General features: G+C 48.4%; 12 protein-coding genes. 10 read left to right on the top strand and 2 right to left on the bottom strand.

The window, feature by feature from the left end; translation table 11 throughout:
* Positions 1-70 precede the first annotated feature (70 nt).
* The 10 genes from BLV66_RS12000 (at position 71) to BLV66_RS15825 (ending at position 13,378) form a co-directional block, all read left to right on the top strand.
* On the top strand, positions 71-1,447 hold the full coding sequence (locus BLV66_RS12000; RefSeq protein WP_086987018.1) for a L,D-transpeptidase family protein: 1,377 nt from the start codon (positions 71-73) through the stop codon (positions 1,445-1,447).
* Between the two features lie 210 nt (positions 1,448-1,657).
* Positions 1,658-2,365, top strand: coding sequence for a response regulator YycF (gene yycF / locus BLV66_RS11995; protein WP_086987019.1), 708 nt, complete (start codon positions 1,658-1,660; stop codon positions 2,363-2,365).
* A gap of 6 nt (positions 2,366-2,371) precedes the next feature.
* Positions 2,372-4,219 carry a cell wall metabolism sensor histidine kinase WalK gene (gene walK, locus BLV66_RS11990; protein ID WP_086987020.1) on the top strand — a complete coding sequence of 616 codons (1,848 nt, stop codon included), beginning with the start codon at positions 2,372-2,374 and terminating at the stop codon, positions 4,217-4,219.
* Positions 4,216-5,532: a YycH family regulatory protein gene (locus BLV66_RS11985; RefSeq protein ID WP_086987021.1), complete on the top strand. Its 1,317-nt coding sequence runs from the start codon at positions 4,216-4,218 to the stop codon at positions 5,530-5,532. Before walK ends, BLV66_RS11985 begins: the two co-directional genes overlap by 4 nt.
* Entirely contained in the window at positions 5,522-6,433 is a 912-nt protein-coding gene (locus tag BLV66_RS11980; RefSeq protein ID WP_176974256.1) for a two-component system regulatory protein YycI, read from the top strand. Before BLV66_RS11985 ends, BLV66_RS11980 begins: the two co-directional genes overlap by 11 nt.
* Positions 6,434-6,575: 142 nt before the next feature.
* Positions 6,576-8,444 (top strand): DUF2207 domain-containing protein, encoded by a 1,869-nt coding sequence (locus BLV66_RS11975; RefSeq protein WP_086987023.1) that lies wholly within the window; start codon positions 6,576-6,578, stop codon positions 8,442-8,444.
* A 140-nt stretch (positions 8,445-8,584) separates the two neighbouring features.
* On the top strand, positions 8,585-10,105 hold the full coding sequence (locus tag BLV66_RS11970) for a pyruvate kinase (RefSeq protein ID WP_176974255.1): 1,521 nt from the start codon (positions 8,585-8,587) through the stop codon (positions 10,103-10,105).
* Between the two features lie 149 nt (positions 10,106-10,254).
* The gene (locus tag BLV66_RS11965) at positions 10,255-11,043 is read left to right on the top strand and encodes an MBL fold metallo-hydrolase (RefSeq protein WP_176974261.1); all 789 of its coding nucleotides are present in this window, start codon (positions 10,255-10,257) and stop codon (positions 11,041-11,043) included.
* A gap of 400 nt (positions 11,044-11,443) precedes the next feature.
* Positions 11,444-12,721, top strand: a complete 1,278-nt coding sequence (locus BLV66_RS11960) for a S1C family serine protease (RefSeq protein WP_218131848.1) — start codon at positions 11,444-11,446, stop codon at positions 12,719-12,721.
* A 525-nt stretch (positions 12,722-13,246) separates the two neighbouring features.
* The gene (locus tag BLV66_RS15825; protein WP_256327907.1) at positions 13,247-13,378 is read left to right on the top strand and encodes a hypothetical protein; all 132 of its coding nucleotides are present in this window, start codon (positions 13,247-13,249) and stop codon (positions 13,376-13,378) included.
* Here BLV66_RS15825 and BLV66_RS11955 read toward each other — a convergent pair.
* Both BLV66_RS11955 and BLV66_RS11950 read right to left on the bottom strand, forming a co-directional pair.
* The gene (locus BLV66_RS11955) at positions 13,357-14,025 is read right to left on the bottom strand and encodes a potassium channel family protein (RefSeq protein ID WP_086987027.1); all 669 of its coding nucleotides are present in this window, start codon (positions 14,023-14,025) and stop codon (positions 13,357-13,359) included. The two genes, BLV66_RS15825 and BLV66_RS11955, sit on opposite strands and share 22 nt — an antisense overlap.
* Before the next feature lie 24 nt (positions 14,026-14,049).
* Complete coding sequence (locus BLV66_RS11950; protein WP_425445321.1) at positions 14,050-15,432, bottom strand: TrkH family potassium uptake protein; 1,383 nt, start codon at positions 15,430-15,432, stop codon at positions 14,050-14,052.
* Positions 15,433-15,695: the final 263 nt, after the last annotated feature.

Here is a 15,695-nt window from a genome sequence, read left to right as displayed (position 1 = left end):
AAAGTAAGTTACAATTATTTGTAACACAAATGTAACTTAAACGTAATAAAACGAGAAGGTGGTCTGGACAGTGAAAAAGAAACCCATCATCATTGGCGCTACAGCGTTCTTATTGGTCGCAGCCGGATACTTTGGTATAGGTAGCTATTATGAGGATAAATTCTTACCGAATACGATGTTGGATGGCGTTGACATATCGAATGATACCGTAATTCAAGCAAAAGAAGAGACAACCGCTGCAATCGCACAAGCGCAGATCCGAATCATCGAAGATGGAGAGACTATCCATGCCTTCACACCTGCAGACCTGGGCGTTTCCATCGACAACACCGAGAAATTGGAAACGATGAAGGCTGAACAAAGTGGCTGGGATTGGCCAATTCTGCTATTCCAAGAAAAGCAAGAAGAAACCGACCTTAGCGGTGTGTCTGTTGATGAAACGGCTTTAGGGGACATTTTGGCGGCGATGCCGTTGGAGAACGAAAGTCGTACGGCCCCCGTGAACGCTACTGTTGTCAAAGGGACTGACGGCTACGAGATTTCGCCTGAAACGGCAGGAAACATGGTAGATCTGGAATTGTTGAAGGCTAAGATGTTAGAAGCAGTCATTTCCGGAGAAACGGAAATCGATCTTGCGCAGGCCTATCAACAGCCAACATTAACGGCGGATGATCCAATTCTGGCGGAAACGTTGCAAAAATTGGATGATTTGACGGATACGGTTATCCAATATACCATTTCCGGACAGACAGAGACTGTGCCGCAAACAGCCATCATCGAATGGTTGGGCATTGACGAGAACGGCGAAGTGTCCGTCAATCGCGAAGGCGTTGCAGCCTATCTGCAAGGACTGAGCGACAAATACAGCACCTATTCCCGTACACGGGATTTCTTGGCAACGGACGGTGAAACGGTCCAAGTCCCATCCGGCACGTATGGATGGACATTGGCTGTCGCAGCCGAAACGGACAACCTGATCAGCTATGTTTTAGCAGGGGAAGATGTGACGGTAACGCCGAATTATAACGGTACCGGCTATCATGCGGATGGCGCGGACATCGGCACCACCTATGTCGAAGTGGATCTTTCAAGCCAGCACATGTGGTATTACCAAGATGGCGTCGTTGCGCTTGAAACGGATATCGTTTCCGGTCATCCGATGTCGCCGACTCCGACGGGGGTTTTCTACATTTGGAACAAAGAAGAGGATGCCGTTTTGAAAGGCTATAATCCAAGAACCGAAAAGGATTACGAATCGCCTGTCGAATACTGGATGCCTGTCGAGTGGACAGGCATCGGTATCCACGATTCATCTTGGCAGCCTGCTTACGGCGGTGAATATTGGCTCACTGCCGGCTCGAATGGTTGTGTCAATACGCCACCCGGGGTAATGGCTGAACTGTTTGGGATGATTGGTATCGGGGTTCCTGTCGTCATCCACAGCTGATGAATCAATAAATGAATGCCATAATGTCTAATAGGGGGATGAGCCATCAGTCAGGAAAACGATTGATGGCTCGTCCTTTTTTGTACAGTCGTGCGGGTTCTGCCGGTGGATAATTCAGGAACGCTTTGCACTTAATCGGCTGCAATTGTATAATAAAGAGTAGACGTTCCGAAAGGGACAGTGAGTTGCAAGAAATAAGGAGGTTTGAAGATGAAAAAGGTATTAGTGGTAGACGATGAAAAACCAATCTCAGATATAATCAAGTTTAATCTGACCAAAGAAGGTTATGAGGTCTTCACTGCATTTGATGGTGAAGAAGCCTTGGCGCAATTTGCGGAAGTGGGCCCGGATATCATCCTGCTGGATCTTATGCTGCCCAAGATGGACGGATTGGAAGTCTGCCGGGAAATCCGCAAGACGAGCGATGTACCGATCATCATGCTGACAGCTAAAGACTCTGAAATCGACAAAGTCCTCGGGCTGGAATTGGGTGCGGATGACTATGTCACGAAACCATTTTCTAACCGGGAATTGGTCGCACGCGTAAAAGCGAACTTGAGGAGACAAGCCTCACCAGTTGCGGCACCGCCTGAAGAGAACGATACAAATGAAATCAAAATTGGAGCATTGATCATCCACGAAGATGCCTACATCGTGTCGAAGCGTGGGGTAGAGATTGAATTGACCCACCGCGAATTCGAATTATTGCATTATTTGGCGAAACATATCGGCCAAGTGATGACGCGGGAGCATCTGCTGCAGACTGTCTGGGGATATGATTATTTCGGCGATGTCCGCACTGTCGATGTGACGGTCCGTAGACTGCGCGAAAAAATCGAAGATACACCGAGCCATCCGACTTGGTTGATCACGCGAAGAGGAGTAGGCTACTTCTTGAAGAATCCGGATCAGGAGTAACCATATATGAACAAAAAGATACGTTTGGTTCACTCCATCCATTTCAAGATACCAATGCTTTTTATTCTTCTCCTTTTGGTATCCCTGCAACTGATCGGTGCTTATTTTATCCGTGAACTGGAAACGAAAATGATCAGCAACTTCGACAGCCAAATGAGCCTGAATGCAGGCTTTCTTGAGAAGACATTGCAGCCGATCCTGATGGCCGATGATACAGAAAAGCTGGAGGAGTCGGTCCAGACCATCCTTAGCGATTTTACGGGCGCCAACATTCTGGAAACGCAAGTCATGGATGAACAGGGGTATATTCTCGGAATCAATGACCAAACGCTGCAATCTTTGATCGGAACGAAGTCGACCGATCGGGATGTCCAACAGGTCATTCTTCTGGATACACCCTCGTCCTATCAATATGTGAAGGAAGACACGAATAGCCGCGTGCTGAAGAACATCAGTCCGATCTATTCGACTGACAATACCGGTACCCTTATCGGAGTGTTGGTGATGGAATCGAATATTGAGTCGGTCTATTCGCAGATGAACCAGACAGTGGGCATCTTTCTGAACGCTTCGGTTGTGGCGGTCATCATTACAATCGTGTTGGCTGTGATCATCTCCCGCGGTATCACGCGGCCCATTTCCGAAATGCGCAGACAGACGGCCAACATTGCCGATGGAGATTATTCCGGCAAGGTGACAGTCTATGGTGCGGATGAATTGGGCGAATTGGCTGATACCATCAACGATCTGTCCTACAAAGTCAAGGATGCGCAGGAAACGACGGAATCGGAGCGCCAAAGGTTGGATAGCGTCTTGCGGCACATGACGGATGGCGTATTGGCCACCGATCGCCGCGGCAAAATCATCATCATCAACAGCCGGGCGATGGATCTGCTCTCGATTTCCCAGGACAAAGCGATCGGGCAATCGATCATGAAAGTGCTGAAGTTGGGCGAGAAATTCACTTTCCGCCAGTTGTTGGAGACGCAGGATGAATTGATTCTGAATATTCCGACTGAAGATCAGGATACGATCCTGCGCGGAGAATTTTCTGTCATCCAGCGGGAATCCGGCTTCATCAGTGGATTGGTCTGCGTGCTTTCCGACATCACCGAGCAGGAAAAAGTCGAACAGGAACGCCGCAGCTTCGTTTCCAATGTGTCCCATGAACTGCGCACACCATTGACGAGCGTGAAAAGTTATACGGAATCGCTGATTGACGGTGCTTGGGAAGACAAAGACATCGCTCCTGAATTCCTGAAGGTCATTTCCACCGAGACCGATCGGATGATCCGGATGATCACCGATTTGCTGAATCTCTCCCGGATGGACCAAGGCAAACAGGAACTGAATCTGGAGTTCGTCAGCATCAATGAGCTGGTCGCGCATATCATCGATCGCTTTGAAGTGGTGTTGAAATCGGAACAGTACCGCAACAAAAAATATAAGATCGAACGGGACTTCACGCAACGTACGCTGTGGGTCGAAATCGATCAGGATAAATTTATCCAAGTGATCGACAATATCATGAACAATGCCATCAAATATTCTCCGGACGGCGGGAAAATAACCTGCAGACTGATGGAGACGCACAACAGTGTCGTCATCAGCATCACCGATGAGGGATTGGGCATTCCGCGCAAGGACATCGGCCATGTCTTTGACCGATTCTATCGGGTCGACAAGGCGCGTGCCCGTTCGATGGGCGGCACCGGGCTGGGATTGGCCATTTCCAAAGAGGTTGTCCAGTTGCACGGTGGAAAAATCTGGGTAACCAGTGTGGAAAATAAAGGGTCCACTTTCTTTATTTCCTTGCCTTACATTCCGATGGATGAGGAGGATGAGTGGGAATGAGACAAAAAGAATCACCGATACTGAGCGCTCTATTATATACGTTGGTCGCAATCAGCTTGTTTCTGACGGTCAGAATCCTTTCCACTCCAAGTACGATCGGTTTAAGCCAGAATTCGACGACAGCCGTCTCTGCCAATCTGACCAACACGAAGAAGATAGAGGATGTCTTTGCGCCGATAAGGATGATCGTCCATACGGATAAGCGCATCTACTTGACGCAAACACCGGAAATCATGAAGAGCGTGAATGAGCTATTGGGTGAGGGTTTGCTTGACGGGATCGAAGATGTCTCAACCTACGCGCAGGAGGAGTTTGATGCGCTTATTCTGGCGCCTACCCAACTGGAGATCCGCTTTGCCGAGGAAGTTCCACTGGAGTTGCTTTCGCGGTATTTCACGAATCTCCAGGAGGACTATTATGCTGACACGATCGATCGGATCATCTTCAACTCAAACGAAGAGGATGCCGTCTATCTGTTGAATGATAAGACGAAGCAAGTATTCACCTCAAAGCGGCCGGATAATGCGCTGCAGCCGTTGGTGGACCTTTACGAAGGCCAAAAAGATGCGTACATGGAAGTGGAATCGTATGAATCCGAATCAGCCATCTCTTACCTTCCGAAAGAAGCAATCACAATCCAAAAGTTGGTCTATCTGGTCGAAAAACCTTCGAACAGCTATTTCATCGATCTGCTTTTCAATGATACAACTGAGCTGAAGGATAACGGAAACGATGAATTAGTGAGTTACAGTGATAACATTTCCGAATTGAGCATCCATAAGGAAACCGGGCAGTTGAGCTATTACCGCAACATCCTTGATGCCGAGGAGTTGCCTGCTTACCGGTTGATCCGCGATAGTTTCCATGAAATCAAAATGTTGGACAATTGGACGAATCCTTTTTATTTCTATGGGTTCGATGAGGACACGGATAATGTTTATTACCGAAGATACGTAAACGGCTATCCGATTTTCGGGGAAGTCGATTACGGTTTGACGCGGATCCATATGTCCGGATCATCTATGACGGAACTGCAATTCCTGACGCAAGTCATCCAGACACCGATGACGGATCGCGGAGAGGATGTCACCCTGTTGAGCGGGAAAGATCTTTTGGCTGCGCTGGATGCCGGTGGCTACAGCAGCCAAGAGATTCAGATGATCGCCTTGGGGTATGATTGGACCTTCAGTGAAGAATCCAATAGACTCGTCAATCTGACGCCCAAGTGGTTCATTCAGATTGACGGCGTCTGGAAATCATTGGACCGTTGGATCGACGCAACGGAAACGGAGGCGGATGACAGTGGACTTTAGACGCATCAAAATCATTTTTATCCTCACCTTCGCCGCCTTGAACATCTATCTGCTCAGCGTGCTGTTGGAAAAAAATGCCACGACATTGAGTTTCGGGAGCGAGAGCACCACTCTGAACATCGAAGAGGCAATGAAGGCGGATGACATCAATTTTCCGACGCTATCGACCGATCAGGAGAAAATCCCTTTGTTGAAGACGGACAAAGGCATCACGTTGGAGTCCGACCAGTCGAAGTTGGTGAATCAGACGACTGTCTTTAAAGATGGCGTTTTGTTCAGCACCTTGTCCGAGCCGATCCCGCTTGAAATCGATGCGGTAGATTCGGCGATTATCGACAGAACGCCGATTACGGATTTTATCTTGCAAGGCGATGTACTCTATGGAGCTGAATATACCTTCCTTACGTATTTGCCGCTCAGGAGACAACTTGTGTATGCACAAGTCGCAAACAATATCCCTATCGGCGACAGTACGGGCAGCATCACTTTCAATTTAGATCCCGATTACGAGGTCATTTCCTATGAACAAACTTTTGCGGGCACCGCACAAGTGCAAGGCAACAGCCGGACTGTGATTTCGCAGAAACGGGCAGTTGAAGCACTGTATCTCAATAACCAGATTCCCTCGAATTCCACCGTGCGGATGGTGCAATTGACCTATTACCGCACGTTGAGCCTGTCGGATATGGATATCTACAGTCCGATGTGGTACATCGAAATCGAAATCGAGAATGCTCCTTTGGAAATCAGGCGGGTGGATGCGTTGACCGGCAGCATCATCACGACGCCTACCGTTACACTTCCGTCAGCCGAAGCGCAAGTCAAAGCAAAGACAGCCACCAGCAGTGCGTTACTGATGGAGGAAGAGGACTCTTCGGAAACAGAAAACACACAGGAGTGAAACGGAAATTAGGGTTTCAACCAACATAAACAAAAGGAAGGATCTCGAAATGAGGTTCTTCCTTTTTTAACGGAGATAAGTTTGTTAAAATGGGGATATCAGAAGCGACAAGCTTGATGGAGGGTATCGGAAGGGGAAGGTAATGATGAAACGGATAGGCTCGATTATGCTGTTCATGTTCTTTTTTTTGATTGGATTTGGACAGAAGGAAGTACAAGCCCGTTCCTATGAGATTACGAACTATGATGTGTTGGTCGAAATACAGCGGGATGGTAGCGCTTTTTTCACTGAAAGCATCACTTACGATTTTGAAGGGGAATTCAATGGGGTGCTGTATGATTTGGATATTTCAGAGGTAGCGGATCCTACAGATGTAAAAGTGTCGATGCAAGGGTATCTGTCGGAAAATCCTTTCCCTTTTGCTTTAAGCGATACGGAGGAACCGGGGACGTTCAAACTGGACAATACCGGTGATTTCCTGAATTTCACCGTGTACAATAAAATGACGGATGAAATTCAGACGGTAATCTATCAGTACCGCATTCCCGAAATCGTCACGAATTATAACGACATAGCGGAGTTGAACCGCAAAGTCATCGGTTCCGCCTGGGAGGATCCATTGAACGACGTGGATATTACTGTTCTTTTACCGGAAGCGACCGGTGAAGAAGAATTGCGCGCTTGGGGCCATGGCGGTGATGAGAACAGCACCGTGACACTGGAAGACAATCAAAAAGTCTTACTGTACGTCCCGCAGAATCCCGCCAATCAATTCGTGGAGGCCCATGTGATTTTTCCGACCAGAATCACCGCAGACAATCCGAATGTGGTGAACGAAGATAAATTCGATGAAATATTGGCGCAGGAAGCCGCATTGGCCGAGGAAGAGCAACGCAATGCGTGGCTCTTTGGAATCCTCAGTGCGGTCTTGGCGGTAGTTGCACCGATTCTGCCGATTCTGGTGTTCCTGTGGGTAAGAAAAGCCAGAAAAAGAGAAATTCCGCAGGAAATCCATCTGCCGGATCACATCTATGAATTGCCTGAAGATATGACGCCGGCTGTCATGAATGGTGCCGTCTTCACCGGAAATGTACAAGCTGCTGACATTTCGGCCACTATCCTTGATTTGGTGCGGAAAGGCTATCTGACGATTTCGCCGGTGCAGATCCCTCAAAAAGGGATTTTCGGACGAGAAAAAGCGCCAGAAGATTCCTTCCGTCTGACGCAGATCAAGGACACAAAAAATGCCCCGCTCCTGAGCCATGAAAAGCTACTTTTGGATTGGTTCATCAGCGATGTTGGGGATGGGGAGAGTGTCACGCTCGATGATATCGAGAACATCGCCGACAATTCGGCAGAAGCCAAACGTTTTAATGAGAATCGGGTCAAATGGCAAGAGCGCGTGATGGATGTGGCTTCACCGAAACGCCAAAACTATCGTTCGAAGGACAACAAAAAAGCTGTCGCATTTGCGGTGCTGGCTTTGGTTGCAAACATCTTCCTGTTGTTCGCAATCGTGTTCTTCGGCATCATGAGCGGCACTTTCACAGTGTGGGCCATCATTCTTGCTGTTCTGGGTGCGGCTCTCAGTTTCATCCAGCTCATGGCAGTGGCTGTCAAGCCGATCATGACGGCCGATGGGGAACGCGCGAAACAGGAATGGGCCGGCTTCCGCAATATGCTGAAGGACGTGGGAGACTTTCCGATGCGCGATGTCGGATCCATCGCTTTATGGGATCATTTCTTGGTCTATGCCGTCTCTTTGGGAGTGGCAGATAAAGTCATGAAGCAGATGCAGGTTGAGTTTCCTGTCAATGAGATCCAGGCGTCCGCTTTCGGCAGTTATTATTACATGAACAACGCCATCTTCCTTTCCACGCTGAACAACAGCATCAACACGGGCGTAACCAAATCGATGCCGACTTCCTCGAACAGCAGCGGCTTCGGCGGCGGTTTCAGTGGCGGTTCGTCCGGTGGGTCGGGTGGCGGTTCCGGCGGCGGAGCTTTCTGATAAGCACCGTCTATACTTTCAAAAACATCCTTTTCTGAAGCAGAGTAGGGTGTTTTTGTTTCAGGTACCAGACTATTTTCCAGCAACCAATCAACAAATCCTTTAGTTGATAAAAGATGAAAGGTCGAGGTGTGAACAGAGTGAAAGAAAAAGAATGGAATGAATTGCAGTCGTTATATCAGGGGATGCAGGCGCTCCGTCAAGCGGTCTATGAGGAAGGCAATGTCCTTTATGCGGAATGGGAGCCGGGCATTTCCCGGACTTCCTTCCAAATGAGCGCCAAAAATCTTGCCTACTATCTGGCGTTGCGCAGCAGGGATATCCGTCCCTTGCAGAGCAAGCTGTCCAAATGGGGGCTATCCTCATTGGGCAGAACGGAATCGAAAGTGCTCCAACAACTGGATGCGATCGTCCGCAACTTGGCTTTGATGTCAGGAGAAATCAAGCAGTTGGCTGATTATCCTAAAGCAAGCGAGAAATTCCCGGGCCGGAAAAAACTGGCAACCGAGGCGAATGCCTTATTAGGTGATCCACCGAAGTACCGGACGACCCGGATCATGGTTACCCTTCCGGAACAGGCTGCAGAGGATAAAGCCTTTCTTGTCCGCCTGTTGGAGCGCGGCATGGATATTGCCCGCATCAACTGCGCCCATGATGACAGTGCAGTCTGGCTTAAGATGGTCGGAAATCTGAAGGAAGCCCAACATATTACCGGTAAAAGTTGCCGCATCTATTTTGACATCGCGGGCCCGAAAATCCGGGTGGATGCCGTCCTCAGCGAAAAAGATAAGCCGCGCCTAAAAGTGGGCGACTTGTTCTTCTTATCGTCAGATACTTCCTTTAAAGATCTGAAACACTATCCGATCATTGTCTTCAGCGAAAGCCTGAATCTTTTTGATGCGCTGAAGGTCGACAGTCTGGTAATTTTGGATGACGGCGTCCTGGAAGGGCGTGTTGTGGAACAGAAACCGCAAGGCGTCGTTGTGCAAGTCGGGAAAGTGGCCAAGCCAAAGGGAATCAGAGTGAAGGCGCAGAAAGGGCTCAATTTCCCGGAATCAACTTTTAGGATGCCAATTTTGACGGAAAAGGATCGCCAAGACTTATTGATGGCCGAAAGGAATGCCGATATCCTAGGCTTCTCATTTGTCCGTGGAAGCAAGGACATCGCTGCCATCCAGAAAACTCTAATGGAGCAAATCGGAAATGAAGCAGCTACAGCCATCCCGCTTGTGATTAAAATTGAAACGGTGGAGGCCGTGAATCATCTGCCGGAGCTGATCGTTGCCGGAGCCAGCAAAAATCCTTTGGCAATCATGATCGCCCGCGGAGACTTGGCTGCCGAGGCTGGTTTTTTGAGGCTTTCGGAACTCCAGGAAGAAATACTTTGGATCTGCGAGGCTGCCCATATTCCCGTCATCTGGAGCACTCAGGTACTCGAGAACATGGTGAAGAGTGGGGTGCCGACGCGGGCGGAGATGTCGGATGCGACGATGGCCGGACAGGCGGAATGCGTCATGCTGAACAAAGGCGAATTCGTGGAAGAGGGAATCACCTTGCTGGATGCTATATTGGTGCAGAGTCAACAGAATCGTTCCAAGAAGACAGCTCAGCTGCGTGCACTCAAAATCGCCAAGAAAGCATGGCGCAAGCCAAAAAAATAAGCGGCTTTCGAAGGCTTCTCCCCATGCAGTGCCGGAAGATTAACTTTTCCTAACAGGGAGAAAAATTACTGGCATTTTCTAAAAAATAAGTTACACTTATGGGTGTATTGGAGGGGCTAAGTGTGATTGAAACAATAGAAAAAGAGGGCATGCACGTCAGCTATCTGGCGAGCGGCAGTTCCGGAAACTGCACCTATATCGAGACACCCAAACGAAAAATATTGGTGGACTGCGGACTGAGTGGCAAAAAAATTGCCGGACTGATGGCGAAAATCGATCGTGATATCGCAGAGGTGGATACAATCCTCGTCACGCATGAACACCGCGACCACGTGCATGGATTAGGCGTCCTGGCGCGCAAGTACCACATGGATTTGTATGCGAACGAAGCGACCTGGAAGGCGATGGACCACATCATCGGCAACGTCAAGACCGAGCAGAAGCACATCTTCGAGATGGGCCAGGTGCTGACCTTAGGCGATGTCGATATCCAAAGTTACGGTGTTTCCCATGATGCTGCGGAGCCGCAGTTCTATTCTTTCCAACATGAAGGCAAGCAGATGGTCATGTTGACCGATACCGGCTATGTCAGCGACCGCTTGCGTGGCCTTTTGCGGGATGCGGATGCATACCTTATCGAAAGCAACCACGATCTGGAATTGTTGCGTATGGGCGGGTACCCTTGGTCACTGAAGCAGCGTATTTTGGGGGATGAAGGCCATCTGTCCAATGAAGATGGAGCTGCCGCAGTCGCTGAAATGCTGGGCGACCGAACGAAGCGCATCTACCTGGGGCATTTGAGTCGGGACAACAACATCAAGACCTTGGCGCACCATACGGCCGAAAGCATTCTGATGCAAAAAGGCATGGGCGTCAATGAAGATTTTTTTGTATATGATACCGATCCGGACGAGCCGACCGAACTTTTCAGAGTCTAGTCGCATGGCGGGATTATCCAAGTGCAGAAGGGAGCGGATCGAGTGATTCCGCTCCTTTTTGCATATGCGGATATGATACAATAAGCTCACTGAGAGGCAATTTTCCGAAATATTCTCTCACTATCTTCATAATTTATTCAAAATAAGGAACTATACTGAACTTGTAGAACGATAAGGAGGAATTTTCATGGATAGGGACGAAGAAAACAAAAAAAATCCGCTTAATCAAGAAGAATATAATGAAACGGAGACTGAGTCGACTGCCACTGACGCTCCATCTGCTGATCACATACAGGAAGACTTATCCGAAGAAACAGAAATAGAGGCAGAATACACGGAAGTAGAAGAGCCAACCAAAGAAGAGCCGATTGTGGAGCCAGCCGCGAACGCAAGGCCAACGATGAACAAAGAGGAACGTGCACGTGTATACAACACTGTTAACGAAACCGAAGACGCATCCAGACGTCTGAAAGACCGCAAAAATTCACCGATCAGGAACGGAATCGTCGGCGGATTGATCGGGGGCGGGATGGTCGCCCTGATCGGCGCAGGCTTGCTGTTCGGTTCTGGCATCCTCGGCAACGGATCCGGTACAGATGGCAATGGAAACACATCCGTCAATGAAACCGTGACGGATGTCGCCGTCAACATAACGACTGATACGACGGCGGCTGTGGAAAAAGTGCAGGATGCGGTCGTCTCCATCATCAATATGCAGGCAGGTAACACGAACATGTTCGGCTTCGATCTGCCGCAGAACTCTTCTGATACCACCAATGGATCATTGGAGACATCGAGTGAGGGCAGCGGCGTCATCTATAAGATTGAGGACGACCTCGCCTATATCGTTACAAACAACCACGTTATCGACGGGGCGGATGAACTGGAGATCCTGATGAAGGACGGCACGAAAGAAGTCGCGACTGTCGTCGGTAGCGATGTCTGGACCGATTTGGCCGTTTTGACGATTCCGGCAACGAATGCCACAGCTGTGGCGTCCTTCGGTGATTCAGACGCCGTGAACGTGGGCGAACCGGCCATCGCGATCGGCTCTCCGCTTGGAACCGAGTTCGCGACTTCGGTCACGCAAGGAATCATTTCAGCCAAGAACCGTTCCGTATCCACAGATGTGGACGGGGACAGCATCGTCGACTGGGATGTGACGGCATTGCAGACGGATGCGGCGATCAATCCGGGGAATTCCGGTGGCGCCCTGATCAATATAGCCGGACAGGTCATCGGCATCAACTCGATGAAAATATCCGATTCTAATGTTGAGGGGATGGGTTTTGCGATCCCGAGCAATGACGTTCTGACCATCATCAACGAACTGGAACAGAACGGCGAAATCGTGCGTCCAATCCTGGGCGTATCCATGCTGGATCTCTCCCAGATTTCGGCAGCTCAACAAAGCTCCGTCCTGACTCTGCCTGAGGGTGTGACGGAAGGCGTCGTCATCGCCGAAGTACAAGCTTTATCCGCAGCTGAATTGGGCGGATTGAAACAATACGACGTCATTACGGAAATGAACGGCGAACCCGTTACGAGCATCGTCGACCTGCGCAAAATCCTTTATGCACTGGAAGTAGGAACCGATGTGGAAATCTCCTACTACCGCGCAGGAACGTTGCAGTCAACGACCGTGACCCTGACTGAAGGACAGACTTCAGCCGAATAAGCTGAAAATATAATTGAATATTGAACACCCCGCATGGCGTCTCTTGAGAGCAGCAATGCGGGGTGTTTTGTGTTTTGGGGTTCTATAGTGGCGGGTCTCTGGGAAGCGATTGAATCTTGGAAGATGGATAAGTCCAAGTTACCCATCTTTCACTCAGAAAATTAAGCTGAACAGAGTAGAAATCCACATAAGTGTGGATAATTTCTGTGGAAAAAAGTTTATGTGTGCAAAACGCGTAAATGATGATGGGAGCGGTGCTTTCTGAAAATGGGAGTTATGCACAGAAATCGGAGAAGTCTGTGCATAAGAATGTGCCCCCATGTGAAAAATGCTAATTAATCGTTGATAAATAAGGATTAAATAGCGTTTCGTTTGCTCAACAGGCCATGTGCATAACTGTTCGGGTAGGAGGATAATTCATTTTAAGGATAATCAATATGATGTGGCCAAAATTAATGCTACCACTAGATAACGGGGGGAACATGTGTACATGTGCATAACTTTTGTGGATAAGGTGTGAGTTGGGTGTGCGAAGTGGGTATAACCGATGGCATAATCCAAAACCTGGACAGCAAAAATCTGATTCCGATCATCAAACAAAAAACAGCATCCCGAAAATGGGATGCTGCAGAAAATCAAGTCAGTTGGTTCAAGTAGTCGTAACGTTCGAAGACATCGGATTCGGTGATGCCCACAAGCACGATATCTTTATCCACAATGTAATCGCCCGAAAAGGATACGTTCAGGTGCTCACCGCGGTGTTGACGGAGGCCGATGATATTGATATCGTATTTGTTGCGCAGATCCAAATCACCCAGTGTTCTGCCCACCCATTTAGCTGGAGGATAGAATTCGATGATGGAAGTCTGGTCATCCAAGTTTACCACATCTTCAATGTTTGTTCGGAGGATGTTTTTGGCGACGCGCATCCCAGTTTCCTTTTCTGGCAGGATGACCGTGTCGGCACCGATCGCTTCCAAAACCTCACGGTAATTTTTGTTTTTGGCTTTTGCGATGATATGCTTGATGCCAAGTTTTTTGCAGTTCATGACGGCCAGCACGCTTGCTTCCAATACGGTACCGGTAGCGATCACGACCACATCGCAGTCGGAAAGTCCGATCGATTCCAACAAGGCCAAATCCGTTACGTCCCCAATGATTCCTTTTGTGATGAATGGTTCCAAACGGTTTACGTTCTCAGGATCCTTATCGACAGCGATAACATCCGCATCGAATTCGCTCAACGTTTTTGCGATTGTCGATCCGAAAATACCAAGCCCCAAAATTCCAACCAATTTACTCATATTAATATACGCTCCTCTTTGCTATTATCCGATCAGGATATTTCCTTTAGAATATTCAACATCTTGAACCTTTTGCGTACGTTTTGCCAAACTGTCCAACAGCGTGATCGGGCCGATACGACCGGCGAACATCAAAAACATAAGGACTGCTTGACTCAGGCGACCTAATGTAGGCGTCAGGTTTGCGCTGACTCCAACTGTTGCAAGCGCTGAAATGGCTTCAAAAAGAATGAAAATGAAATCCACCTCTGGATTTAGGATGCTCAACAGGCTGGTGCCGACAATCAGGGTGCCCAAAAGCGCCAGAAAGATTACGAAAGCCTGACGGACTTGTTGGCGACTGATTGTGTGGTTCGCGATATTCACATTGCTCTGTCCACGCAACTCATTGTAGAGCGTCAGGAAGATGATTGCGAATGTCGTAGTTTTTAGACCGCCCGCGGTACCACCTGGAGAACCACCGACAAACATGGTAATTACAAACCAGAAGAGTGTAAATGGATAAACGGTTGTGTAGTCGATCGTCGCGAAACCAGCAGTACGCATGGTGACGGTCTGGAAATAACCGGCCAAGAGTTTCTGCGGGAAAGTGAACGTCCCAATCGAGTTCGGGTTATTGTATTCAACAGCGACGAAAAATACGATCCCGACAACAATGACGATCAGAGTGACACCAATGGCCAAGCGGCTGTGCAAGGACAGACCACGGAAAAATACTTTCAGACTAGGTCTGCATTTTTTACCCATATAGCATTTCACGCTCTTTGATACATCGAACCAGACCGAGAAACCGATACCGCCCAAAATGATGAGCGAGGTGATGACAAAATTTACCAGCGGATCATGGACGTAAGCAACCAGACTGACGTTTCCCAACGTATCGAATCCGGCATTACAGAATGCGGAAATCGTCAAGAACGGGGAAGTGAACAATCCGGATGGCCAGCCCATTTCCGGCACAAAGCGGATAGAAAGCAGAAGGAAACCGGTCCCTTCGATGACGGCGGTATATTTCAGGATATCCGAGAGATACTCCTTGAATCCGCGCGCATCACCACGGTTGATCCCCTCCTGGACGGCCAAGCGGTTCCGCAGGCCCATCCTTCCTTTCAGACGCGTGATGACGGAAGCAATCAGGGTCATCAAACCCAGGCCTCCGATCTGCATCAGGACCATCCCAACGATCTGGCCGAAGATGGTATAGGAATCATGGACTGATTCGGTGAATAGCCCGGTCACACATACCATAGAAACTGCCGTGAATAGGTTATCCAGATAAGTCGCATTTGATGTGGGTAATTGGCTGATAGGCAATGTCAATAAAAGAGAGCCCGTAAAGATGACAAAGGCGAAGCTCGTTGCGATCTTTTGCGAAACAGACCAACCCGAAAATTTCTTTAACACAATGGTTCAAATTCTCCTCTCAGATAGCATGCGATAGGATTTGTTACTTCATTATAATGCTACCGTATGATTAAGCAACTCAAAAGCATAAGGATATCTTAAATCATTTCCGGAAAAAAGCAAATGATTTTCATGCCTTTTTCAGACGAAAATTGCACTTTCCTTCATATTATAATAAGACTGTACAACCATCTTGGTTAATAATAAGATAAACAGGAAATCATAGATATATTTCTGTCAAAACGCCGTCAAAAAAAGACGGTTGC

This window comes from Trichococcus collinsii (genome assembly GCF_900107505.1).
Classification (GTDB): Bacteria; Bacillota; Bacilli; order Lactobacillales; family Aerococcaceae; genus Trichococcus; species Trichococcus collinsii.
This window is presented reverse-complemented; position numbering and strand designations above follow the sequence as displayed.

Excerpts from the sequence above, each read along its gene's own strand:
- BLV66_RS11965 (WP_176974261.1), top strand. The coding sequence starts at position 10,255 with ATGCACGTCAGCTATCTGGCGAGCGGCAGTTCCGGAAACTGCACCTAT.
- walK (WP_086987020.1), top strand. The coding sequence starts at position 2,372 with ATGAACAAAAAGATACGTTTGGTTCACTCCATCCATTTCAAGATACCA.
- BLV66_RS11975 (WP_086987023.1), top strand. The coding sequence starts at position 6,576 with ATGATGAAACGGATAGGCTCGATTATGCTGTTCATGTTCTTTTTTTTG.
- yycF (WP_086987019.1), top strand. The coding sequence starts at position 1,658 with ATGAAAAAGGTATTAGTGGTAGACGATGAAAAACCAATCTCAGATATA.
- BLV66_RS11985 (WP_086987021.1), top strand. The coding sequence starts at position 4,216 with ATGAGACAAAAAGAATCACCGATACTGAGCGCTCTATTATATACGTTG.
- BLV66_RS11955 (WP_086987027.1), bottom strand. The coding sequence starts at position 14,025 with ATGAGTAAATTGGTTGGAATTTTGGGGCTTGGTATTTTCGGATCGACA.
- BLV66_RS11960 (WP_218131848.1), top strand. The coding sequence starts at position 11,444 with ATGAACAAAGAGGAACGTGCACGTGTATACAACACTGTTAACGAAACC.